General features: G+C 59.8%; 26 protein-coding genes. 10 read left to right on the forward strand and 16 right to left on the reverse strand.

The window, feature by feature from the left end; translation table 11 throughout:
* Nucleotides 1-4: 4 nt before the first annotated feature.
* Nucleotides 5-1,288, reverse strand: a complete 1,284-nt coding sequence (locus tag BT204_RS09260; protein ID WP_057975833.1) for an arsenic transporter — start codon at nucleotides 1,286-1,288, stop codon at nucleotides 5-7.
* A gap of 19 nt (nucleotides 1,289-1,307) precedes the next feature.
* A complete protein-coding gene (locus BT204_RS09265; protein ID WP_034127507.1) occupies nucleotides 1,308-1,664 on the reverse strand; it encodes a metalloregulator ArsR/SmtB family transcription factor in 357 nt (118 codons plus the stop codon).
* 177 nt (nucleotides 1,665-1,841) lie between these two features.
* On the opposite strand from BT204_RS09265, the gene BT204_RS09270 reads away from it, so the two are divergent.
* The 4 genes from BT204_RS09270 to BT204_RS09285 all read left to right on the forward strand — a co-directional run bounded on the left by BT204_RS09270 (nucleotide 1,842) and on the right by BT204_RS09285 (nucleotide 3,659).
* Complete coding sequence (locus BT204_RS09270; protein ID WP_003191339.1) at nucleotides 1,842-2,057, forward strand: hypothetical protein; 216 nt, start codon at nucleotides 1,842-1,844, stop codon at nucleotides 2,055-2,057.
* Between the two features lie 71 nt (nucleotides 2,058-2,128).
* The gene (locus BT204_RS09275) at nucleotides 2,129-2,824 is read left to right on the forward strand and encodes an AzlC family ABC transporter permease (RefSeq protein ID WP_054897293.1); all 696 of its coding nucleotides are present in this window, start codon (nucleotides 2,129-2,131) and stop codon (nucleotides 2,822-2,824) included.
* A complete protein-coding gene (locus BT204_RS09280) occupies nucleotides 2,821-3,132 on the forward strand; it encodes an AzlD domain-containing protein (protein WP_014718527.1) in 312 nt (103 codons plus the stop codon). Before BT204_RS09275 ends, BT204_RS09280 begins: the two co-directional genes overlap by 4 nt.
* Nucleotides 3,133-3,305: 173 nt before the next feature.
* The gene (locus tag BT204_RS09285) at nucleotides 3,306-3,659 is read left to right on the forward strand and encodes a hypothetical protein (protein ID WP_072446567.1); all 354 of its coding nucleotides are present in this window, start codon (nucleotides 3,306-3,308) and stop codon (nucleotides 3,657-3,659) included.
* Nucleotides 3,660-3,807: 148 nt separating this feature from the next.
* Here BT204_RS09285 and BT204_RS09290 read toward each other — a convergent pair whose 3' ends face one another.
* From BT204_RS09290 to BT204_RS09335, 11 genes are all read right to left on the reverse strand, one after another.
* Nucleotides 3,808-4,512, reverse strand: a complete 705-nt coding sequence (locus BT204_RS09290) for a YoaK family protein (RefSeq protein WP_072446569.1) — start codon at nucleotides 4,510-4,512, stop codon at nucleotides 3,808-3,810.
* A gap of 69 nt (nucleotides 4,513-4,581) precedes the next feature.
* Entirely contained in the window at nucleotides 4,582-6,216 is a 1,635-nt protein-coding gene (locus BT204_RS09295; protein WP_072446571.1) for an ABC-F family ATP-binding cassette domain-containing protein, read from the reverse strand.
* Nucleotides 6,217-6,340: 124 nt separating this feature from the next.
* Nucleotides 6,341-7,390, reverse strand: a complete 1,050-nt coding sequence (locus BT204_RS09300) for a DNA topoisomerase IB (RefSeq protein ID WP_072446573.1) — start codon at nucleotides 7,388-7,390, stop codon at nucleotides 6,341-6,343.
* A 74-nt stretch (nucleotides 7,391-7,464) separates the two neighbouring features.
* Nucleotides 7,465-8,544, reverse strand: a complete 1,080-nt coding sequence (modC, locus tag BT204_RS09305) for a molybdenum ABC transporter ATP-binding protein (protein WP_060764760.1) — start codon at nucleotides 8,542-8,544, stop codon at nucleotides 7,465-7,467.
* A gap of 5 nt (nucleotides 8,545-8,549) precedes the next feature.
* A complete protein-coding gene (gene modB, locus BT204_RS09310) occupies nucleotides 8,550-9,230 on the reverse strand; it encodes a molybdate ABC transporter permease subunit (RefSeq protein WP_003191329.1) in 681 nt (226 codons plus the stop codon).
* Entirely contained in the window at nucleotides 9,231-9,983 is a 753-nt protein-coding gene (gene modA / locus BT204_RS09315; protein ID WP_072446575.1) for a molybdate ABC transporter substrate-binding protein, read from the reverse strand.
* A gap of 112 nt (nucleotides 9,984-10,095) precedes the next feature.
* On the reverse strand, nucleotides 10,096-11,160 hold the full coding sequence (locus tag BT204_RS09320) for an NAD(P)H-dependent flavin oxidoreductase (protein ID WP_054919079.1): 1,065 nt from the start codon (nucleotides 11,158-11,160) through the stop codon (nucleotides 10,096-10,098).
* A 71-nt stretch (nucleotides 11,161-11,231) separates the two neighbouring features.
* A complete protein-coding gene (gene ada, locus BT204_RS09325; RefSeq protein ID WP_054919077.1) occupies nucleotides 11,232-12,305 on the reverse strand; it encodes a bifunctional DNA-binding transcriptional regulator/O6-methylguanine-DNA methyltransferase Ada in 1,074 nt (357 codons plus the stop codon).
* Nucleotides 12,306-12,380: 75 nt separating this feature from the next.
* Nucleotides 12,381-13,046, reverse strand: a complete 666-nt coding sequence (gene alkB, locus BT204_RS09330; protein ID WP_072446577.1) for a DNA oxidative demethylase AlkB — start codon at nucleotides 13,044-13,046, stop codon at nucleotides 12,381-12,383.
* Between the two features lie 3 nt (nucleotides 13,047-13,049).
* Nucleotides 13,050-13,217: a hypothetical protein gene (locus BT204_RS27850; protein WP_014718516.1), complete on the reverse strand. Its 168-nt coding sequence runs from the start codon at nucleotides 13,215-13,217 to the stop codon at nucleotides 13,050-13,052.
* 26 nt (nucleotides 13,218-13,243) lie between these two features.
* Nucleotides 13,244-13,546: a DUF1883 domain-containing protein gene (locus BT204_RS09335; RefSeq protein WP_003191319.1), complete on the reverse strand. Its 303-nt coding sequence runs from the start codon at nucleotides 13,544-13,546 to the stop codon at nucleotides 13,244-13,246.
* A 213-nt stretch (nucleotides 13,547-13,759) separates the two neighbouring features.
* Here BT204_RS09335 and BT204_RS09340 point away from each other — a divergent pair, with 213 nt between their 5' ends.
* Both BT204_RS09340 and BT204_RS09345 read left to right on the forward strand, forming a co-directional pair.
* A complete protein-coding gene (locus tag BT204_RS09340) occupies nucleotides 13,760-14,110 on the forward strand; it encodes a hypothetical protein (protein ID WP_003191317.1) in 351 nt (116 codons plus the stop codon).
* Between the two features lie 146 nt (nucleotides 14,111-14,256).
* Nucleotides 14,257-14,487 carry a hypothetical protein gene (locus tag BT204_RS09345; RefSeq protein WP_034127497.1) on the forward strand — a complete coding sequence of 77 codons (231 nt, stop codon included), beginning with the start codon at nucleotides 14,257-14,259 and terminating at the stop codon, nucleotides 14,485-14,487.
* A gap of 5 nt (nucleotides 14,488-14,492) precedes the next feature.
* Here BT204_RS09345 and BT204_RS09350 read toward each other — a convergent pair whose 3' ends face one another.
* On the reverse strand, nucleotides 14,493-14,774 hold the full coding sequence (locus BT204_RS09350; protein ID WP_054898427.1) for a hypothetical protein: 282 nt from the start codon (nucleotides 14,772-14,774) through the stop codon (nucleotides 14,493-14,495).
* A gap of 143 nt (nucleotides 14,775-14,917) precedes the next feature.
* Nucleotides 14,918-15,103, reverse strand: a complete 186-nt coding sequence (locus BT204_RS09355) for a hypothetical protein (RefSeq protein WP_034127495.1) — start codon at nucleotides 15,101-15,103, stop codon at nucleotides 14,918-14,920.
* Between the two features lie 311 nt (nucleotides 15,104-15,414).
* On the opposite strand from BT204_RS09355, the gene galU reads away from it, so the two are divergent.
* Entirely contained in the window at nucleotides 15,415-16,254 is an 840-nt protein-coding gene (galU, locus tag BT204_RS09360) for a UTP--glucose-1-phosphate uridylyltransferase GalU (RefSeq protein ID WP_003173830.1), read from the forward strand.
* A 105-nt stretch (nucleotides 16,255-16,359) separates the two neighbouring features.
* Nucleotides 16,360-17,718 carry a glutathione-disulfide reductase gene (gene gorA / locus BT204_RS09365; protein WP_072446579.1) on the forward strand — a complete coding sequence of 453 codons (1,359 nt, stop codon included), beginning with the start codon at nucleotides 16,360-16,362 and terminating at the stop codon, nucleotides 17,716-17,718.
* Here the strand turns inward: gorA and BT204_RS09370 are convergent, their stop codons facing one another.
* Nucleotides 17,719-18,726 carry a DNA-binding protein gene (locus BT204_RS09370; RefSeq protein WP_054919075.1) on the reverse strand — a complete coding sequence of 336 codons (1,008 nt, stop codon included), beginning with the start codon at nucleotides 18,724-18,726 and terminating at the stop codon, nucleotides 17,719-17,721.
* A gap of 170 nt (nucleotides 18,727-18,896) precedes the next feature.
* Between BT204_RS09370 and BT204_RS09375 the strand changes: the two genes are divergently transcribed.
* Together BT204_RS09375 and ahpC are read left to right on the forward strand one after the other, a co-directional pair.
* Nucleotides 18,897-19,829, forward strand: a complete 933-nt coding sequence (locus BT204_RS09375; protein ID WP_072446581.1) for a site-specific integrase — start codon at nucleotides 18,897-18,899, stop codon at nucleotides 19,827-19,829.
* 133 nt (nucleotides 19,830-19,962) lie between these two features.
* Nucleotides 19,963-20,526 carry an alkyl hydroperoxide reductase subunit C gene (ahpC, locus tag BT204_RS09380; RefSeq protein WP_003191303.1) on the forward strand — a complete coding sequence of 188 codons (564 nt, stop codon included), beginning with the start codon at nucleotides 19,963-19,965 and terminating at the stop codon, nucleotides 20,524-20,526.
* The last annotated feature ends 16 nt before the right edge of the window (nucleotides 20,527-20,542 follow it).

Below are 20,542 nucleotides of genomic sequence, written 5' to 3' on the forward strand. Positions count from 1 at the left end.
TCCTTTAGATGCTCAGGCGCAAGGCGAGGGCGGCGAGGGTGACCAGCAGGACGGGCAGGGTCAGCACGATCCCGACCTTGAAGTAGTAACCCCAGGTGATGGTGATGCCTTTGCGTGCCAGGATATGCAACCACAACAAGGTGGCCAGGCTGCCGATGGGGGTGATTTTCGGGCCCAGGTCGCTGCCGATCACATTGGCGTAGATCATCGCGTCCTTGACCACGCCCACGGCATGGCTGGACTCGATGGACAACGCGCCAATCAGCACGGTCGGCAGGTTATTCATGGCTGATGAGAGCAGCGCTGTCAGCACCCCGGTGCCCATGGCCGCGCCCCACACACCATAGGTGGCGAAGGTGTCAAGCCAGGTGGCCAGGTAGTCGGTCAGGCCGGCGTTACGCAGGCCATAGACCACCAGGTACATGCCCAGGGAAAAAATCACGATCTGCCACGGGGCTTCCTTGAGGACTTTACGCGTGGAAATTTGATGACCTTTGGCAGCAATCACCAGCAGCAGTACCGCACAGAACGCGGAGATCGCACTGATGGGAATGCCCAATGGTTCCAGAGCGAAACAGCCGACCAGCAAAATACCGAGTACCCACCAGCCGGCACGAAAGGTCGCACGGTCATGGATGGCACTGGCGGGATCTTCCAGGTCGGACGGGTTGTAGGTCTGCGGAATATCCCGGCGGAAAAACCACAGCAGCACCGCGAGCGTGGCGGCGACACTGACCAGGTTCACCGGCACCATCACCGCGGCGTATTCGTTGAAGCCAATCTTGAAATAGTCCGCCGAGACGATATTCACCAGGTTCGACACCACCAGCGGCAGGCTCGCCGTGTCGGCGATAAACCCTGCGCCCATGACGAAGGCCAGGGTCGCCGCCGGGGAAAAGCGCAAGGCCAGCAGCATCGACATCACGATAGGCGTCAGGATCAACGCCGCACCGTCGTTGGCAAACAGCGCCGATACCAGCGCACCCAGCAACACCATATAGGCAAACAACCGCCGGCCGCGGCCACGGCCCCAGCGCGCCACATGCAGCGCCGTCCAGGCGAAGAAACCGGCTTCGTCCAGCAACAGGCTGATGATGATCAGCGCGACGAAGGTGCCGGTGGCGTTCCAGATGATCTGCCACACCGCCGGGATGTCCGCCAGGCTGATCACCCCGCAGGCCAGCGCCAGGATCGCGCCCAGTGTGGCACTCCAGCCAACGCCCAGCCCCTTGGGTTGCCAGATGACCAGCACGATGGTGACGAGGAAAATCGCAATTGCGACAAGCATGAATAAACGCTCCGATGGCTCAGCAGCAGGTGCTGGCCCGTTGTGGTCTGTCGCCCATTGCATTCAGACGCAGTGCGTCATCCTGCAACCATGGCTGGTTGGCTTGTAGGGTAGTGTCGAGCACCTGGGTGACCCAGGCGGGCAGTGCCGGATTGATGCGGTAGTAGATCCATTGCCCTTGACGTCGGTCCACCAGTAGCCCGCAACTGCGCAATTGCGCGAGATGGCGGGAGATTTTTGGCTGGCTGTCGTCCAAGGCATGGATCAACTCACACACGCAAAGTTCGCCCTCGCGCAGGATCAATAAGGTCACCCGTGCACGGGTGGCATCGGCCAGGCACTTGAACAGGGTGGGAGGAGAGAAGAGGTCTGACATGGTCAAGGACTTTTCAAGTGGATATATTCGAATATACGTATTTCCATATATATAGGTCAAATCTTGTTTCAATTGATATGGATCAAATCCCTTTGAAAGCGCCACAACTGTTTGAAATTAAAATGAAACACAAATGTCCTAACGTGCCTGCCCATTGCTGATGAAGGAAGACCCCGCGTGACCCGAGCCACCCGCAACCTGCGCAAGACCCTGGATTCCGTCGCGGAAAATAACGAAACCGCGGCCTTCGACCTGATGCGCGCCGTGGAAAAACTCGGCGATGAAGTGCTGCGCCAGCGCCTGCTCAATACCATCCACCGGCTGAACCAGGATGCGTATGAATTGCGCGAAGCCCGGGATTCGGTGGAGCAGGTTTCGGTAAAGCTCGCCTGAGCAAGATCGTTCAAGACAAGCTTTCGTTCGTGCTGGCATGCTTGTCGACTGTCTGTCGATGAGCCGCTTCCATGCCCACTGCATTACCTCATTACGCCTTCACCCGCGGCGCCATCGCCGTCATTCCCTTATCCCTGGCCTGTGCGCCCTGGGGGTTGCTGGCCGGCTCCATGGCCATCGACGCGCAATTTACCCCGCTGCAAGCCCAAGGCTTGTCTGCCATTGTGTTTGCCGGTGCCGCACAACTGGTGGCCATCGGCATGGTCAAGAGCGGTGCCAGCCTGATTTCCATCGTGCTGACCACCTTGCTGCTCACATCACAGCATCTGCTCTATGGCATGCACATGCGTCCTACGCTGTCTTCGCTCAACACCCGTTGGCGCATGAGCCTGGGGTTCTTGTTGACCGATGAATTCTTTGCCCTGGTCAACCACTACGACCGCGAGACCTTCAATCGCTGGTACGCCTTGGGCGTCGGCCTGACGTTTTACCTGGTCTGGAACCTCTTCACCCTCGCCGGCATTGTGCTGGGCAAAAGCATTCCCGGCCTTGATCAATTGGGGCTGGAGTTCTCGATTGCTGCGACCTTTATTGCCTTGATCACCCCCGTGGTGCGCGACGTGCCCACGGTGGTATGCGTTGCCGTGGCACTGCTGAGCTCGGTCTGGTTGAGTTATCTGCACTGGGAGTCGGCGGTGGTGGTCTCGGGTGTGTTGGGGATGAGCGCGGGGTTTGCCTGTAAACGGCTGGGAGTGGGGCAACGATGATTTACCTGATGATTGTGGCCATGGGCCTGGTGGTGTTCTTCAACCGTTACCTGTTTATCGAGCCGCGCTTGCCAGTACGGCTCAATCGCGGTGCGCGTGAATTTCTGGGCTTCGCCGTGCCGGGCATGCTCACCGCGATCTGCGGGCCGATTATTTTCCTGGCTGACCATCGGCTCAACCTGAGCCCGAGCAACCCTTATCTGCTGGCCGGCATCTGCGCCGTGGCGTTGATGTACTGGACGCGCAGCGTGTTGACCACGGTGCTATTGAGCATGGCGCTGTTCTATCTGTTCCGTTGGTGGTTTTGACACCCGGGCAAAAAAAAAGCCCGCGGGGTGGCGGGCAGAAGGGAGACTTCTAAAAAATGAGCCTGGCCACTATAGGCGGCGTGTTTGCCCTTCACAGTGAAACAAAGTTCATGGGCGCGTCAGTTGGCAGACGCACAGTGGTAGAGTCACGGTTTTTCCAAGGAAGCAATGGCATGCACAAAGTGGTAATGGGCGCATTGATACTGGCGGCACTGACCGGTTGCGCCGGTTCGAAGATGAAGGAAGCGCGCGCAGGCAGCCCCTACAAGACCCTGGCATCAGACAAGGCCACTCTGGTCGTTGCCCAGTGCATCCAGTTCGGCTGGCAGGATGAAAGCGTGTTCGGCGTCGATGCTGGCGGCTTCAAGGAAGCGACCGAGGCGGGTGGTTTTACGGTGTATACCACCGCTGGCGATTACTTTGTCGATGTACTCAGCACCGGCGCGGGTTCTACGGTCAACTACTATGCAGCACAGGACAATATGCCGGCCAAACGTCGCCTGGCAGCACTGGCCACTTGTCTGTAAGTCGGTTGCCTTAGTCATATTCCGAAACGCCTGGCGGGACAGCCGCCGGGCATTGGCTTATGATTCACGTGCTCGTTCGACGTGATGGCTCTTTACCGGTACACGGATGTCGAGGCTTAAACGTCGAACGAGCTCCTCCACCCCAACCTCACCGGGGCATGAAACCCAAGTGCCAGCGTCGCGGAATCAACAGTGTCGCCACCCCCAGGGACGCAGCCAACGCACCACTGACCCACAATGCGCGCAGGCCCATCTGCTGTTCCAGCAGTGCACCGATCACAGCGCCAATGAACATCCCGCCCCACGGAATCAATTGCACGCGCCAGCCATTGCGGCGCTCGCCCAATAACCAACGGCCCAGCCCGCGACCAAAGCGTGACAGCGCTCCGGTGACGTAGGTCAGCCCCACCGGCAGCCCGTTCACTTCCTCGACGGCCGCGTTGAGCATGCCCATGGCAATGATAGCCGCGAGCAACGCGGGCAAGGTGTCGGTCGATGGCCACAACGCAGCAGCGCAGAGCAAGGCGCCGATGCACAGTAATAAGGGCAACGCATGGCGCTTGCTGAAACGGCTGACCAGCACGCCCAAGGCATTGCCGACCACGAAGGTGGTGACCAGCAATACCAGGCGCCCGGTGAGCCCCAGGTCGCCCGCACTGATGGCCACCGCCAGGCGCGTGGTGTTACCACTCATGAACGAGACGAAATCGCCGCTGGCCATGAAACCGATCGCATCGGTCATGCCCGCCAGTACCGACAGGCAGGCCACCAGCATCAAGCCCACGCGCCCGCGCCAGCGCTGACGACGGGCGAGCGTGGCATTGGTGTAAGGCTTGCGGGACGAAGGCAGCATGGGGCTGGTTTCCTCGGTGAGATTATCCGGCCACTACCGTAGGGCGCTTTGCCTGTCCGCGCAATGACCTCAGACACGCTCCAGTTGCCAGCCGGTGGCGTGCCACGTCAGATGGTGAGTCGGCTCGATCGCCTGCAAGAATGCCTCGTCGTGTGATACGGCCAGCAGCGCGCCGGTAAACCCCTTCAAAGCCTGCTCAAACGCTAGCACTGACTCCAGGTCCAGGTGGTTGGTGGGTTCATCCAACAACAGTAATTGCGCCGGTGTATCACGCCACAAGGCCAGGGCCATCGCGGCTTTCAAGCGCTCGCCGCCGCTGAGTTGCCCTGCCGGCTGCGTAACCCGCAGCGCGTCCAGCTGCAAAAACGCCAGACGTGTGCGCAGTTCGGCTTCGGCCAGCGGCGTGTCGAGCAGGTTGAGTTGCTCGACAAGGCTGCGCCGGTCGTCCAGCAGCGCCAGGTGCTGATCAATGTACGCACTGGGCACCGCTACGCTGCACTCGCCACTGACCGCCTGCCAGTGGCCGGCCAGCAGTTTGAGCAAGGTCGATTTGCCGCAACCGTTCGGTCCACGCACGGCAACGCGAGCCGGACCTGTCAGGTTGAGCGTCAGGTAGCTGACGGGCGCCAGGGGATCGAGCCAGGGCAATTGCGCCTGTTCCAGCACCAGTACCTGGCGGCCATTGGGGACGGTCGAGCCTGATAATGCGAGCAGTGTGGGCGTCTCATCCGCCACGCGCTCGTAAGCCTGGCGCACCTGGGCGTCGAGTTGGTTTTTGCACGCATGATGGGCGCTACGCACGCTGCTGACGATCTCCTTTGCGGCGCTTTTCCAGCGCGCCTTGGTAAAACGGTCGACGTTGGCGGTCTCGGCCTGTTTACGTGCGCGTGCGGCATGGCGCTGCAGGTCGTCGTGGTCTTTTTGCAGACGCCGACGCTCACGGCTGCGGGCCAGACGCGCCTGTTCCCACGCAGCAATCGCGGCCTGCTGGTGAGTATCGCGTTGCTGGCGATAGGCGTCGTAGTTGCCGCCGTAGACCTGAATGCCAAGGGGCGAAAGCTCAATGATGCGACCCATGACGTTGAGCAACTGTCGATCATGGCTGACCACCACCAGGCCACCTCGCCAATCGCGCAACACACGCAACAGCCAATCGCGCCCGGCAGCATCAAGGTGGTTACTGGGCTCATCCAGAATCAGCAACTGCGGCGCAGCCAACAACGCCCCGATCAGCGCGACCCTGGCGAGTTGGCCACCGCTGAGTTGATCGGCCGGGGTACTGGCACTGAGGGTCTGCAAACCCGCTGCATCCAGTGCCTGGCGCAGGCGCTCGGCGAGGTCCCAGCGATCGTCGATCAGCTCCAGGTCACCGAGGCGTGCATCGCCCTGGGCCATACGTGCAAGGGCAGCCAAGGCTGCGGCAGTTGCGGTGATATCGGCGATGGATTGCCCTGGTTGAGCCGTGATGGCCTGGGGCACATAGGCAACATGGGCCGGTTTTTTCAACGTGCCGGAGGAGGGCAGCAGCACGCCGGCCATCAACTTGGCCAGGATACTTTTGCCCCGTCCATTGCGCCCGACGATACCGGTAGGCGTTTGATCAATGGACAGGTTCACGTCGACCAGCAAGGTTTCGCCATTGGCGAACTGGAAAGACAGGTGTTGCAGGGAAACAAGTGCGGGCAGCCGTTTGACGTCAGTCATCAGCACCTCCAAAAAAATGTCGAACAGGCCAACAAGCGCGCCAGGCGGCTCGTTGCAGATACATTTTGGAAGGCTTAGATGTTCACGTCGGCGGTCATCCCGTGAGTCAGAAGGGAGGCAGAGCCTAACCCACCTTAACTTTGTGCGGCAAGTCTTCGGCCAGTTTTTCCAGGAACATCGCCAGCGCGACTTCTTCGGCTTTCAAGCCTTTGCGCACCCGCGGCTTGGGCAACTTCGACAATTCGCCGAGGCTGAAATGCTCGAGCACCGCCGGGTGGATATAGCACTTGCGGCACACCGCCGGCGTGTTGCCCAACTGCCGGGCGACATCCTTGACCATCGCCACCACATGCCGCTTGGCGTCGGATTCGGGCTGCCACGCCAACTCGCGCAATACTGCCAGCGCCATTGCTGTACCAGCCCAGGTGCGGTAGTCCTTGGCGGTAAAGTCTTCGCCGGTCAGGCTGTGCAGGTAGTCGTTGACGTCCTGGGAGCTGATGGTATGCCGCTCACCGTCTTCGTCCAGGTACTGGAACAGGTTTTGCCCTGGCAATTCCATGCAACGCTTGACCACCCGGGCCAGGCGCCGATCCTTGACGCTGACTTGGTGCTCCACGCCACTCTTGCCACGAAACTGGAACTGGATCTCACTGCCCTTGATGTCCACATGGCGGTTGCGCAAGGTGGTCAGCCCGTAGGATTTGTTTTCGCGGGCATATTGGGTATTGCCGACGCGGATCAGCGTGGCGTCCAGCAACATCACCACCGTGGCCAACACCTTTTCGCGGGTAAACCCCGGCTCGGCGATTTGCGCTTCGAGCTGTTTGCGCAATTTGGGCAACGCGGCGCCAAAAGCCTGCAAGCGCGAGTACTTGTCGCTGTCGCGCACCTCGCGCCAGCGTGGGTGGTAACGGTATTGCTTGCGGCCACGGGCGTCGCGGCCGGTGGCTTGCAGGTGGCCGCGAGGGTCGGCACAGATCCACACGTCGGTGTAGGCGGGCGGCACCGCCAAGGCGTTCAGGCGTTTTATTTCGTCCGCGTCGGTAATGCGCTCGCCCTTGGCGTTCAGATACTGGAACTTGCCTCGCACTTTTTTACGGCGGATGCCGGGCTGGGTGTCATCCACATAATGCAGGTCGCGGGGCAGGTCGGCGGGTAGCGAAGAGTCAGGCATGGGGCGGTTTCCTTGGCAACAAATCAGGCCGGTATGTCTGATTGACCGCAGCACCCTGCGGTCGTGCCAAATGGTTAAGCCAGCACCGCCACCGCCTTGATTTGCGCCCACAGTGTCTGGCCCGGATGCAGTTGCAACTGGTCGTGTGAGAAGCGCGTGATGCGTGCCAGCAAGGGCGTGCCGCCGGCGTCGAGGCGCACCAGCACGTGGGCGCTGTTGTCCGCGCCAATAGTCTGGGTGACGGTCACCGGCAAGCGGTTGAGGATGCTGCTGTGTTCCTGGGCCTGCAGGCTCAGGCTTACATCCCGTGCCTGGACCTTGACCCGCAGCGGGTTGCCCACCGCCAGCGGGACATGGGCCACGCGCATCTGCAACGGGCAATCGGGCAACTGCAGAGTGAGCAACTGATAGTGCGCGTCGTAGGCAACGACGCTGCCGGCAATCACCACGCCGGCATCGTCGCCCAGCGCCAGGGGCAGATCGAGGCGCGCCAGGGTCTCGCCGATCGGGCCGCTGGCCAGGGCCTTGCCGTCGCTGAGCAAGACAATATGGTCGGCCAGTCGCGCCACTTCGTCCTGGGCGTGGCTGACGTACAGCACCGGGATATCCAGCTCGTCGTGCAGGCGTTCCAGGTAAGGCAATATCTCGCTTTTGCGCTGGCTGTCCAGGGCCGCCAGCGGTTCATCCATCAACAACAACTTGGGGCTGGTGAGCAAGGCGCGGGCGATGCCGATGCGCTGGCGCTCGCCGCCGGACAAGTGTTGCGGGTGACGCTCAAGCAAGTGCCCGATGCCCAACAGTTCGGTGGCCTGGGCCATGTCCACGCGCCGTTGCAGACGAGGGATACGTTTGAGGCCGAACTCCAGATTGGCGCGCACCGACAGGTGCGCAAACAGGCTCGCCTCCTGGAACACATAGCCCAGGGCGCGTTTATGCGGCGGTACAAACAGCCCTTTGCTGCTGTCTTGCCAGACCTCGTCGTTGATCTGTACAAAACCGTGTTCGGCGCGTTCCAATCCGGCGATGCAACGCAGGCACGTGGTCTTGCCGGAGCCAGAATGCCCGTACAGCGCGCTCACGCCACGGCCGGGCAATTGCAGGTCAACATCCAGTGTGAAGGCGCAATACTTCAGGTGCAGGCGTATATCCATCATCGCGATCAGCTCCAGCCCATCTTGGTTTTACGGCTGGAATAGAGCGCCAGCAACACGAGGAAGGCGAACACCACCATGGCGCCGGCCAGCCAATGGGCCTGGGCATATTCCATGGCTTCGACGTGGTCGTAGATCTGCACTGAGACGACACGGGTCTTGTCCGGGATATTGCCGCCGATCATCAGCACCACGCCGAACTCACCGACAGTGTGGGCAAAGCCGAGGATCGAGGCGGTGATAAACCCAGGGCGTGCCAGCGGCAGGATCACCGTGAAAAACGTGTCCCACGGGTTGGCGCGCAAGGTCGCGGCCACTTCCAGCGGGCGCGTGCCGATGGCAGAAAACGCGTTCTGCAACGGCTGCACTACGAAGGGCATGGAGTAGATCACCGAGCCAATCACCAGCCCGGCGAAACTGAAGGTGAGGGTGCCCAGGCCCAGCCATTGGGTGAACTGGCCGACGTACCCGTTGGGCCCCATGGCCAACAGCAAGTAAAAGCCGATGACCGTTGGCGGCAACACCAACGGCAGTGCGACCACTGCGCCGATGGGGCCGCGCCACTTGGAACGGGTGCGTGACAGCCACAGGGCGATCGGTGTGCCGATGATCAATAGGATCAGGGTGGTCAGTGAGGCCAGTTTGAGGGTCAACCAGATCGCAGAAAAGTCAGCACTCGACAGGGGCATTTACAGCTCGTAACCGTAGGATTTGATAACGGCAGCCGCTTTCGGGCCTTTGAGGTAGTCCACCAGTGCCTTGGCGGCGGCGCTGTCCTTGCCCTTATTGAGGATTACGGCGTCCTGTTTGATCGGGTCATGCAGGGAGGCCGGAACAACCCACGCCGAACCGCCGGTGACTTTGCCGTCCTTGTAGATCTGCGACAAGGCCACAAAACCCAGCTCGGCGTTGCCGGTGGAAACAAACTGATAAGCCTGGTTGATGTTCTGGCCCTCGACGAGCTTGTCCTTGACCTTGTCGCTCAAGCCTTCCCTGGCCAGCAATTGGGTGGCGGCCAGGCCGTAGGGCGCTGTTTTGGGGTTGGCGATGGACAAGTGCTTGAATTGGTTTTTCTTCAGCACATCACCCTTGGCGTCCACATAGCCTTCTTTGGCCGACCACAGCGCCAGGGTGCCGACCGCGTAGGTGAAGCGTGAACCCCTGACGGTAGCGCCTTCGCTTTCGAGTTTTTGCGGGGTGGTGTCATCGGCGCTGAGGAACACCTCAAATGGCGCGCCGTTCTTGATCTGAGTGTAGAACTGCCCGGTGGCACCGTAAGCCGCGACCAGTTTATGGCCGGTGTCTTTCTCGAAGTCGGCGGCAATCGCCTGGATCGGGGCGGTGAAGTTGGCGGCCACGGCCACCTGCACTTCATCGGCATGGGCCGTACCCAAGGCAAAGGCGGCAAGCAGGGGGGCCAGGCGCGAAACGCGGGTCATCATGAAGCAACTCCTTGAAGGTGTACGGCAGGTTGTAGGTAAAGAGGCTTACCGCTATGTATGGGAATATATAGCGGTAGGCTATTGCCGGTACAGCATCAAGTTGCTGCGCAGGTCAGTCGCGGGTGAATCGGGTTATCGCGTGCTCGGCCAGTTCGCGGGTCAGGTCATAGGTGGACAGGTCTTTGCCCAGCCTCAGGGCCTGGCCTGCCCACAGGTTACTGAAACCGGCTTCATCCTTGGCCTTGAGCGGCATTAATGCGCCTCCGGCTTTGGGGAATGCCGGCGCCGCCGGGTTGATTGCGCCGAGTTCACGCATTACGCGGTTGACGATGCCCCGCGCCGGGCGGCCGGTAAACAGGTTGGTCAGCGCGGTTTCGCTAGCCTGGGCATGGCGCAGCGCGTGGTGATGGGAAGCGCTTACAGTGGCTTCGGGAGTGAACAGGTAGGCCGTGCCGACCTGCACGGCCGAAGCGCCGAGTGCAAAGGCGGCGACGATGCCGCGCGCATCGCCGATTCCGCCCGCAGCAATCACCGGCACGCTGACCGCGTCGACAATCTGCGGTAGCAGCGCCATCAAGCCGATCTGGCTGTTGAGGTCATCGCTGAGAAACAGGCCACGATGCCCACCAGCTTCGATGCCCATGGCGATAATCGCGTCGCAGCCGTGCTGTTCCAGCCACACGGCTTCCTCGACAGTGGTGGCCGATGACAGCACCTTGGCACCCGTGGCTTTTACCCGGTCCAGCAAAGACTTCTCTGGCAGGCCAAAATGAAAGCTCACCACTTCTGGCCGAAACGCTTCCACTACCTGGCAGGCTGCGTCATTGAACGGCGCGCGGTTGGACACCGGGGTTGGCGCATCGAAGTCGGCGCCCAGCTCATAGTAGTAAGGTTGCAGCAAGGCCTTCCAAGCCTGGTCCCGCGCGTCATCGGCATCGGGGGGTTGATGGCAGAAGAAGTTGATGTTCAGCGGCGCATGACTGGCCTGGCGAATGAGAGCCAAGGCATCGCGCAGTTGCTCCAGGCTCAGCGCCGCCGCAGGCATCGAGCCCAGGGCGCCGGCCTGCTGGGCGGCGATGACCATGGCGGTGGTCGTCGCGCCAGCCATCGGCGCCTGGATAATCGGCACCTCAATGCCCAACAGGTCAAGAATGCGGGTGTCTGGCCAGGTGCTCATGGGGTGCTTCTCCAGCGTTAGTAGGGCTTTTCGCTGTTTTAGCAGGGCAATCAGCACCCGGCCAGTCTGTTTTATTCACTGGACGGAAGCGGCGTTTTGTGGCGCTGGGTTTCGCGCTCGAGTAACTGGCGCTTGCGCTCTACGCCCCAGCGGTAGCCCGACAGCTCGCCACTGCTGCGCACCACGCGATGACAGGGAATCGCCACCGCCAGGTGGTTGGCACCGCAAGCCTGGGCCACGGCGCGAAAGGAGGAAGGTGCACCGATACGCTCGGCAATCTGCGCATAGCTGGCGGTGCTGCCCGCAGGGATTTCGCGCAACGCCTGCCACACCCGCTCCTGAAAGGCCGTGCCGCGCAGGTCCAAGGGCAAATCCAGGCCCACGGCAGGGGCCTCGACAAAGCCGACGACGTGGGCCACCAGTTGTTCGAAACCCTGATCCGCGCCGATCAACTCAGCCTTGGGAAACTGGTCTTGCAGGTCGCGCACCAGTTTGTCCGGATCATCACCCAATAAAATCGCACACACGCCACGTTGGCTTTGCGCCACCAGAATCGCCCCCAGCGAGCACTGGCCAACGGCAAAGCGGATGGTGTTATTGGCGCCGCCGCCTTTGTAGTCTCCAGGTCTCATGCCGAGCACTTGGTCGGCGGCTTCATAAAAGCGGCTATTGGAATTAAAGCCCGCGTCATACAGGGTGTCCGTCACCGAATGCTGGCCCTTGAGGCCGTCGCGCACTCTGCGCGAACGCAGGGCGCTGGCGTAACCCTTGGGGGTCAACCCGGTGTTGGCTTTGAATACGCGGTGGAAGTGAAAGGGACTCAGCCCGGCGCATCGGGCCAGCACATCCAGGCTAGGCGGAGTTTCGGCCTGCTCGATTTGCCGGCAGGCCTCGGCCACCAGTTGCCCATGGTGAGCGGCCAACTGGGTCTGGTCGCCGGCAGCGCGTTTACTGGGACGATAACCGGCGGCTTCGGCCTGCGCCGGCGTGTCGAAAAACTCGACATTCTCCGGGCGCGGCAAACGCGAAGCGCTGCTGGGGCGGCAATACACGCCGGTGGTTTTCACGCCGTAGACAAACAAGGCGTCGGCCTTGGCATCACGGGCAATAATGGCAGCCCAGCGCGGATCGTGTTCGTTGTTCATGGCCTGCACTCTTGACGGTTCAGGAGCAGATTAAGCCTGCCGCTCGCAATCGACACTCCGAAGCTTGCGGTCAAATTAACCGGCGGTGCGAAAGGTCAGGTTGATGCGCTGCGGGCCCATGACCGGATGCACGCCGTCCTTGATCGGCATCACGCCATGAAAGCGCAGGCGATCAACGCCGCCCCACACCACCACATCACCATGAAACAGCGAGACCTTTTGGGTTTTGTCGCTGCGCGCATGGCCACCGAACAGGAAAATCGCCGGCAGCCCCAGGGACACCGACACCACGGGCGCGCTGTAGTTGCGCTCGTTCTTGTCCTGGTGCAGGGACATCTTCGCCCCCGGTACGTAACGGTTGATCAGGCAGGCATCGGGTTGAAAACCGCCAAAGCCGGCCTCGGTAGCCGCAGCCACCGCCAGTTGGCGCAATGTGTCGGGCATGACGGGCCAGGGTTGCTGGCTGCGCGGGTCGAATGGGCTATAGCGATAGCCACGGGCGTCGGTGGTCCAGCCCAGCTCGCCGCAACTGCTCAGCGCCGCCGACATGGTAAAGCCGCCGGGGGTGACCATCTGCCGAAACGGTGATTGAGCCAGGACACGCCGCAGTTCAGGCAATAACCGCTCGATCCAGGGCAAGGCATAGCCCCTCAGTACATACGACTCTTCGCCAATTTGCTCGCGCCCGGCAGGCTGTTGCAGGGCCTCATCGGCAAACAAATCGGCGGTAGGGCCTGGCATGGCCTACAGCGCCTTGCTCACGTTGATGTCGGTGATTTCGTCGCTTGCATCATGAATTTTTGCCAAGGCTTGCTTGGCTTCTTCGACGCTGTTGTTTTGCAACTGGGCAAATTCAAAGCGGCGTTCGCCGTTGAGCTTGTACTTGATGACATATTTGGTTGTGGTGGTCACAGCTTTTTTCCTGTCAGGTGTTCGGGTCAGCTCAGCTTGCTGCTGGTACGACGAACGATACGAATCTTGTGGGACAACGCAGGCTTGCGGGTCACGCTGATGGCGCGACGGGTCACCACATCCAGGGTGATGTTCCAGAAGCCGGTGCTGGGCGCGGTGATCTTGGCCGGGAATTTATCAAATGCGCCGCCGTGGTAGGTATGGCGGCCGCCATTTTTGAAGCTGCGAAAGTTCGCATCGCTCATCAGGCGAATATTGCAGGTCTGCGAGCATTCGATGACGACAATGTCTCCCTCGTTGAGGTGCTCACGCTGGTGGATGAATTTCATGGGGGTGTCTCCAGAAGGGCTTTTTCTGAAAAATCAGAACGATACGTAGGTTAAGATGGAGTTTATCAGCCCCAGCGCGTTTATTATCGGGCCGTCGTCGACGACTTCGACAATTTAAAACAGTTATTTACCGAGTTATCACAGATAAATCCTACGTTGGTGGGAGAAAATTACCATCCCCGCTGTCGTAGGGTCTTTATCGGAGGTTTTTGTATGAAGTGGAGTGTGTTGGTGCTGGCCTTGGCAATAGGTGGGTGTGCTTCGGTTGCAGATATCAAGCAGACCCCGCCAACATTGGTGGTCATCTCAGGGAAGAAACCGCAGGAATATGCGGCGTGTGTGGTACGCAAATTGGAGGCGACCCGTCGGCCGCCGCAGATCGAACCCCATAAAGACGGCATTCAGGTGATCGTGCCGCAGAAGTTCTCGGCAGACCCGTCGGCGATCTTTGAAATCGAAGACCGCTCCAGCGGTAGCAGCATCAAGCTTTATGAAAGCATGTCCAATGTGCCGATCCGCCCGGGCGACGTGAAGAAGGCTGGGGAAGAATGCATTTCCGGTTGAGCTCCAGACTCATCCCTCACACCCGATAAAAAAAAGCCCTTACCCTGCAGGGACGGTATGCATCCGTTAAACTGTCGGGCATTCACTATAAAGATGCCGCTCAAACCCGGGGTTTGAGCGGCATTTGTTTTTCTGGAAAGCCGGTTATGAAACGAGAACACGTCAAAGCCCGCCATGCCGAAGGGCAGATCTCGGCCACCCATGTCATCCAGAACCCCGCCGATCTGGGCGAGTGGATCGTATTTTTCAAGAAGAGCGGCGGGCGCAGCTACTTCCTGGTGGACGAACAGGATGAGGTCGAATCATTTGCTCGCCTGGATGACTTGATCGAAATCCTGCGGGGCCTGGGGATCAAGTTCGCTGAAGTGCACTTGTAGCAACGTTACTTGCAGACCACCACCACGCTGCGGCCTTTGAAGTTGCCCACGTCCTGGCCCAGGGTCTTGTCGCTTTCCTTGAGTGCCGGCGTGCCATTGGTGCCGACGATGCGGTAACCGGTGCCCGCGCAGGAGGCGTCCGCCTTCTCGTAGCAACTGGCCCATGAATTGGCCTCGCCCGAGCAGTCGATGGTCAGGCCTTGCTCGCCATTTTTCAGCAGGGTGTCGGAGGCGGTGGTGCAGCCGGCGATTGCCAGTACCGCGGTCAGTGCCAGGATTTTTTTCATAGAGGGGGTCGTCATCGAGGGTATTGGAAGGGCGCGCTGACACTGTCGTGGCGTTGTTGAAGATTATAGCGAACTGCCATCTAGGTACAGACAAACACAAAAAAGCCCCGTTTAACGGGGCTTTCAAAGCAGTGCAAAGAGGCTTACTTGGTTTTCGGCCGCTTGCTCGATGCATGGCCTGCCTCATCCACAAACACTTCGGCGACGGCGATCGCCATGCTTTCGGACTCGAATACGCCGGCAACGCTGTCACCGTGAAAATTGATCAAGTGCCAGCCGTCTGCTCGCTTAGTGATCAGGTAGCCGTTTACACCTTTTGGTTCTGACATCTGTTGGCAATCTCGTGGTCTTGGTTCAAGGCGCCCATGATAGCGCCAAATGCCGGGGCAGGGCGCAAGTTGTTGCGGGTCAGTGTCAGGGGCGCAAAAGCGTGCTAAAACCATTGCAGCCCTTTCAAACAAGGGGTCGACGCGAGTTCTGACCAACCGTTGGTGACACCCATTGCAGGATCAGCGGAACTTACGCCGACATTTTTTCTCTATGATGACATCGCAACGCCAGCAGAACCCCATTGTAAGGTGACTGCGGCCTGATTAGACTGCGCCGAATTCCGTACGCACAGCCCTTTGTAAGGACTCATATGATCAAGAAATGCTTGTTCCCAGCAGCCGGTTACGGCACTCGCTTCTTGCCAGCGACCAAAGCCATGCCCAAAGAAATGCTGCCAGTGGTGAACAAGCCACTGATTCAGTACGGTGTGGAAGAGGCTCTGGATGCCGGTTTGAACGAGATCTCCATCGTCACGGGTCGTGGCAAGCGCGCGCTGGAAGACCACTTCGACATCAGCTATGAGCTGGAAAACCAGATCAAGGGCACCGACAAGGAAAAATACTTGGTCGGTATCCGTAAACTGCTCGACGAGTGCTCGTTCTCCTACACCCGTCAGACTCAGATGAAAGGTCTCGGCCACGCCATCCTTACCGGTCGCCCGCTGATTGGTGACGAACCCTTCGCCGTGGTCCTGGCGGACGATTTGTGCGTCAACCTGGAAGGCGACGGTGTGCTGACCCAGATGGTCAAGCTCTACCAGAAATACCGTTGCACCATCGTTGCGGTGATGGAAGTCAACCCAACCGAAACCAATAAGTACGGTGTTATCGCCGGTGACGATATTGGCGATGGCCTGATCCGCGTACGCGACATGGTCGAGAAGCCAGCGCCGGAAGACGCGCCATCGAACCTGGCGATCATCGGTCGTTACATCCTCACGCCGGACATCTTCAAGCTGATCGAAGAAACCGAGCCAGGCAAGGGTGGCGAGATCCAGATCACCGACGCTCTGCTCAAGCAAGCCAAAGACGGCTGCGTGATTGCCTACAAGTTCAAGGGCCAGCGTTTCGACTGCGGCGGCGCTGAGGGCTACATCGAAGCGACCAACTTCTGCTACGAGCATTTCTACAAGACGGGCAAGGCTTACTGATCCACGCTTGCCGGCACGTTTTAAGCGAAAGCCACCTTCGGGTGGCTTTTTCGTTTTTCAGCCCCATGTAAGTCGGTATGCTGGTGTACTGCCGAGGAGAGTGAAATGGCCTACGATTTTGACCTGTATGTAATTGGCGCCGGTTCCGGCGGTGTTCGCGCGGCGCGCTTTGCCGCGGGCTTTGGCGCCAAGGTGGCTGTGGCCGAGAGCCGCTACCTGGGCGGCACCTGTGTGAACGTCGGCTGCGTGCCAAAGAAGCTGTTGGTGTACGGCGCGCATTTTGCCGAAGATTTTGAACAGGCCAGCGGCTTTGGCTGGTCCCTGGGCGAGGCGAACTTTGATTGGGCGACCCTGATCGCCAACAAGGATCGTGAGATCAACCGCCTCAACGGTATCTATCGCAACCTGTTGGTCAACAGCGGCGTGACCCTGCATGAAGGGCATGCACGCCTGGTCGATGCCCATCAGGTGGAGATCAACGGTGAGCGCTTCACTGCCAGGCACATCCTGATCGCCACCGGCGGCTGGCCGCAGATCCCTGAGATTCCAGGGCGCGAGCACGCCATTGGCTCGAACGAGGCGTTCTTCCTTAAAGAGCTGCCCAAGCGCGTGCTGGTAGTGGGTGGTGGTTATATAGCCGTTGAGTTCGCGGGCATCTTCCACCGCTTGGGCGCGCAAACCTCATTGCTGTATCGCGGTGACTTGTTCTTGCGCGGCTTTGACGGTTCGGTGCGCAAACACCTGCAAGAAGAGCTGACCAAGCGCGGCCTGGACTTGCAGTTCAATGCCGACATCGAGCGCATCGACAAACAGGCCGACGGCAGCCTCAAGGCCACTTTGAAGGATGGCCGCGTGCTGGAAGCCGATTGCGTGTTCTACGCCACTGGCCGCCGTCCAATGCTGGATAACCTGGGCCTGGAAAATACCGGGGTCAAACTGGACGAGCGCGGTTTCGTCGCGGTGGATGATCTCTATCAGACCGCCGAGCCGTCGATCCTGGCGATTGGCGATGTGATTGGTCGTGTGCAGCTGACGCCGGTCGCCCTGGCTGAAGGCATGGCCGTGGCGCGGCGGTTGTTCAAGCCCGAGCAATACCGCCCGGTGGATTACGCCAATATCGCGACGGCGGTATTCAGCCTGCCGAATATCGGCACAGTCGGCCTGACAGAAGAGGATGCACGCAAAAATGGCCACAACGTGCAGATCTTTGAAAGCCGGTTCCGGCCGATGAAGCTGACCCTGACCGATTGCCAGGAAAAGACCTTGATGAAGCTGGTGGTCGACGCCGACACCGACAAAGTACTGGGTTGCCACATGGTCGGCCCGGATGCGGGTGAGATCGTGCAAGGACTGGCGATCGCGCTCAAGGCGGGCGCGACCAAGCAGCATTTCGATGAAACTATCGGCGTGCATCCTACGGCGGCGGAAGAGTTCGTCACCATGCGCACGCCTGTAGCGGACTGATCAGGTTGGCTCTGCCGCCTCTGGCGCCGTTGCAACGACGGTCGCCAGGCGCAGGGCTTCGATGCTTGCCTGGGCCTTGACCAGGTCCAGCTCAAGCGCCTTGTTGTGCTGCTGATACTCCAGCAGTGACGCTTGGCGCGATTGGCTGTCCAGCACGGCAACCCGTAGGCGCTCCTGGAGCAGGGTGCGCTCGCTGTCGATCTGGCTGAGCTGCTCCTTGAGTTTCAGCTGTAGCGCCTGGTCCTGGCGAGCTTGCTCCTGCAGCGTATTCAATTCCTTGGTTGTCACTCGCTGCTCACTCAGCAGGCGCTCGTTGTCGCGATGCAGTTGGGTGATTTCGTCCTGGCGCACCAGTGCGCTTTGCTGCGCCTGACGCAATTCGGCCTGTACCTGTTGCAATTGGCCCTCATGGCGACGCTGTTCCTGCTCGCGCTGCTCCTTGATGGCAGTGCGGTAATGCTCAAGCGCATCGCGGGCGTGCAGGTGTTTTTCTTCCAGTGAGCGAATCTGCTCGTCTTTGTCGTTGAGCCTTAGCTCGTAGTCGCTGCACGCCTGGCTCAGCCCGGCGTTACGGGTTTGCTCGGTCTGCAGGCTGGTGCTGGCGGTTTGCAGCGCCGCGCTTTCTTCAGCGAGGGCAGCGGCCTGGATATCAAATTGCTGTTTGAGTTGGGTATGCGCTTCTTCCAGGGTTTCTACCTGGGCGAGCAGGGCGGCTTTTTGTTGCTCGAATTGCGCCAGGGCCAGGTCGATCGGCTCTTGGGCCTTCTCTTTCAGGCGTTGGGACAGGCGTGCAACTAGCTCGCCCAGCTCATCATCAATCGGTGCTTGGGTGATGGTCTGGCGCGTCTCGCTTTCGTCCAGCTCTTTCAAATAGCGATGAATGGTGGTTTTCGAGCCGGTATTGCCCATTTCGATACGCACCGCATCGATGCTGGGGTTTTCGCCACGGGCGAGGATCGCCAGGCGTGCCGTTTGCACTACTGCTTTGTTTATGCCGCCGCGAGCCATGGGGTCTCCGTCGATTTAGTACTGTGGTACATAGTATGTATATACATACTATATCATGATTGAAAACTGGTTGAAATTCATGATTTAACAGATGGGATATTGGCGTATTATCCCGTGTCATAAGCATTTTCATCAGCCATCCACCCCTTCAGCAGTACGAAAACACGCCTATGAGCGACCTCGACCGATATCTCAACGCCGCCACTCGCGACAACACGCGCCGCAGCTACCGCGCGGCGATCGAGCATTTCGAAGTCAGTTGGGGAGGGTTCCTGCCGGCCACCAGCGAGAGTGTGGCGCGCTACCTCGTGGCGCATGCCGGGGTATTGGCAGTCAACACCTTGAAATTGCGGCTCTCGGCCTTGGCGCAATGGCATACCAGCCAAGGGTTTGCCGACCCGACGAAGGCGCCGGTGGTACGCAAGGTGCTCAAGGGCATCCGCGCCGTGCACCCGGCGCGGGAGCGGCAGGCCGAGCCTTTGCAGCTCACGCAGTTGGAGCAAGTAATCGCTGCTTTGGACATTGAAGCCAAACAGGCCAGCGAGCGTCACGACCAGCCGCGCTTGCTGCGGGCCAAGCGCGACGCTGCGCTGATTCTGCTGGGCTTCTGGCGCGGCTTTCGCAGTGATGAGCTGTGCCGATTAAGCATTGAGCACGTGCAAGCCGTGCCAGGCGCAGGCATCAGCCTGTACTTGCCACGCAGCAAAAGTGACCGTGACAACCTCGGCAAAACCTACCAGACCCCAGCGTTGCTGCGGCTGTGCCCGGTGCAGGCTTATAGCGAGTGGCTCAGCGCCTCGGCGTTGGTGCGCGGCCCGGTATTCCGTGGGATTGATCGCTGGGGCAACCTGGGTGAGGAGGGCTTGCACCCCAACAGTGTGATCCCGTTATTGCGCCAGGCCCTTGAGCGCGCAGGCATCCCCGCCGATCAATACACCAGCCACTCCCTGCGTCGGGGTTTCGCCACTTGGGCGCATCGAAGTGGTTGGGATTTGAAGTCGCTGATGAGTTACGTCGGCTGGAACGACATGAAATCTGCGATGCGCTATGTTGAAGCGACGCCGTTTCTAGGCATGACCCTGGCAACACAACCGCTGATTTGAGATTTTTTCTATTAATAGCGTCACCTGATAGAGAAACCCAATCGTCAGCATCAGGTTTGCCAATGAGCCATCGACCGAGAGAGCCGGTAGGATTCACCTCATCAACTTCTTAACCCCTGACGGAGAGTCAACGATGCCTATCATCAACAGCCAAGTAAAACCGTTTAAAGCCACCGCTTTCAAAAACGGCAGCTTCGTCGATGTGACCGACGCTGACCTGAAAGGCAAGTGGTCGGTTGTCTTCTTCTACCCAGCCGATTTCACCTTCGTCTGCCCGACCGAACTGGAAGACCTGGCTGACAACTACGCCGAATTCCAGAAGCTGGGCGTCGAAATCTACAGCGTTTCCACCGACACCCACTTCGCCCACGCTGCCTGGCACAACACTTCGCCAGCCATCGGCAAAATCCAGTACACCATGATCGGCGACCCAACCCTGACCATCTCCCGCAACTTCGACGTACTGATCGAAGAAGCTGGCCTGGCAGACCGCGGCACCTTTGTGATCAACCCAGAAGGTCAGATCAAGATCGTTGAACTGAACGATGGTGGTGTAGGCCGTGACGCTTCCGAGCTGCTGCGCAAGATCAAGGCTGCTCAGTACGTTGCCGCCCACCCGGGTGAAGTGTGCCCAGCCAAGTGGAAAGAAGGCGAGGCCACTCTGGCGCCGTCTCTGGATCTGGTCGGCAAGATCTAAGTCTGTGAACGCGTAT

The sequence above is a fragment of the Pseudomonas sp. NFPP02 genome, assembly GCF_900119355.1.
In the GTDB taxonomy this organism is placed as follows: domain Bacteria; phylum Pseudomonadota; class Gammaproteobacteria; order Pseudomonadales; family Pseudomonadaceae; genus Aquipseudomonas; species Aquipseudomonas paracarnis.

Excerpts from the sequence above, each read along its gene's own strand:
- BT204_RS09260 (WP_057975833.1), bottom strand. The coding sequence starts at position 1,288 with ATGCTTGTCGCAATTGCGATTTTCCTCGTCACCATCGTGCTGGTCATC.
- BT204_RS09265 (WP_034127507.1), bottom strand. The coding sequence starts at position 1,664 with ATGTCAGACCTCTTCTCTCCTCCCACCCTGTTCAAGTGCCTGGCCGAT.
- modA (WP_072446575.1), bottom strand. The coding sequence starts at position 9,983 with ATGATGACCCGCGTTTCGCGCCTGGCCCCCCTGCTTGCCGCCTTTGCC.
- BT204_RS09345 (WP_034127497.1), top strand. The coding sequence starts at position 14,257 with ATGAAACGAGAACACGTCAAAGCCCGCCATGCCGAAGGGCAGATCTCG.
- BT204_RS09280 (WP_014718527.1), top strand. The coding sequence starts at position 2,821 with ATGATTTACCTGATGATTGTGGCCATGGGCCTGGTGGTGTTCTTCAAC.
- BT204_RS09335 (WP_003191319.1), bottom strand. The coding sequence starts at position 13,546 with ATGAAATTCATCCACCAGCGTGAGCACCTCAACGAGGGAGACATTGTC.
- BT204_RS09350 (WP_054898427.1), bottom strand. The coding sequence starts at position 14,774 with ATGAAAAAAATCCTGGCACTGACCGCGGTACTGGCAATCGCCGGCTGC.
- BT204_RS09290 (WP_072446569.1), bottom strand. The coding sequence starts at position 4,512 with ATGCTGCCTTCGTCCCGCAAGCCTTACACCAATGCCACGCTCGCCCGT.
- galU (WP_003173830.1), top strand. The coding sequence starts at position 15,415 with ATGATCAAGAAATGCTTGTTCCCAGCAGCCGGTTACGGCACTCGCTTC.
- BT204_RS09295 (WP_072446571.1), bottom strand. The coding sequence starts at position 6,216 with ATGACTGACGTCAAACGGCTGCCCGCACTTGTTTCCCTGCAACACCTG.
- BT204_RS09370 (WP_054919075.1), bottom strand. The coding sequence starts at position 18,726 with ATGGCTCGCGGCGGCATAAACAAAGCAGTAGTGCAAACGGCACGCCTG.
- BT204_RS09275 (WP_054897293.1), top strand. The coding sequence starts at position 2,129 with ATGCCCACTGCATTACCTCATTACGCCTTCACCCGCGGCGCCATCGCC.
- BT204_RS09340 (WP_003191317.1), top strand. The coding sequence starts at position 13,760 with ATGAAGTGGAGTGTGTTGGTGCTGGCCTTGGCAATAGGTGGGTGTGCT.
- BT204_RS09320 (WP_054919079.1), bottom strand. The coding sequence starts at position 11,160 with ATGAGCACCTGGCCAGACACCCGCATTCTTGACCTGTTGGGCATTGAG.
- ahpC (WP_003191303.1), top strand. The coding sequence starts at position 19,963 with ATGCCTATCATCAACAGCCAAGTAAAACCGTTTAAAGCCACCGCTTTC.
- BT204_RS09375 (WP_072446581.1), top strand. The coding sequence starts at position 18,897 with ATGAGCGACCTCGACCGATATCTCAACGCCGCCACTCGCGACAACACG.
- modB (WP_003191329.1), bottom strand. The coding sequence starts at position 9,230 with ATGCCCCTGTCGAGTGCTGACTTTTCTGCGATCTGGTTGACCCTCAAA.
- BT204_RS09285 (WP_072446567.1), top strand. The coding sequence starts at position 3,306 with ATGCACAAAGTGGTAATGGGCGCATTGATACTGGCGGCACTGACCGGT.
- modC (WP_060764760.1), bottom strand. The coding sequence starts at position 8,544 with ATGATGGATATACGCCTGCACCTGAAGTATTGCGCCTTCACACTGGAT.
- alkB (WP_072446577.1), bottom strand. The coding sequence starts at position 13,046 with ATGCCAGGCCCTACCGCCGATTTGTTTGCCGATGAGGCCCTGCAACAG.
- ada (WP_054919077.1), bottom strand. The coding sequence starts at position 12,305 with ATGAACAACGAACACGATCCGCGCTGGGCTGCCATTATTGCCCGTGAT.
- gorA (WP_072446579.1), top strand. The coding sequence starts at position 16,360 with ATGGCCTACGATTTTGACCTGTATGTAATTGGCGCCGGTTCCGGCGGT.
- BT204_RS09355 (WP_034127495.1), bottom strand. The coding sequence starts at position 15,103 with ATGTCAGAACCAAAAGGTGTAAACGGCTACCTGATCACTAAGCGAGCA.
- BT204_RS09300 (WP_072446573.1), bottom strand. The coding sequence starts at position 7,390 with ATGCCTGACTCTTCGCTACCCGCCGACCTGCCCCGCGACCTGCATTAT.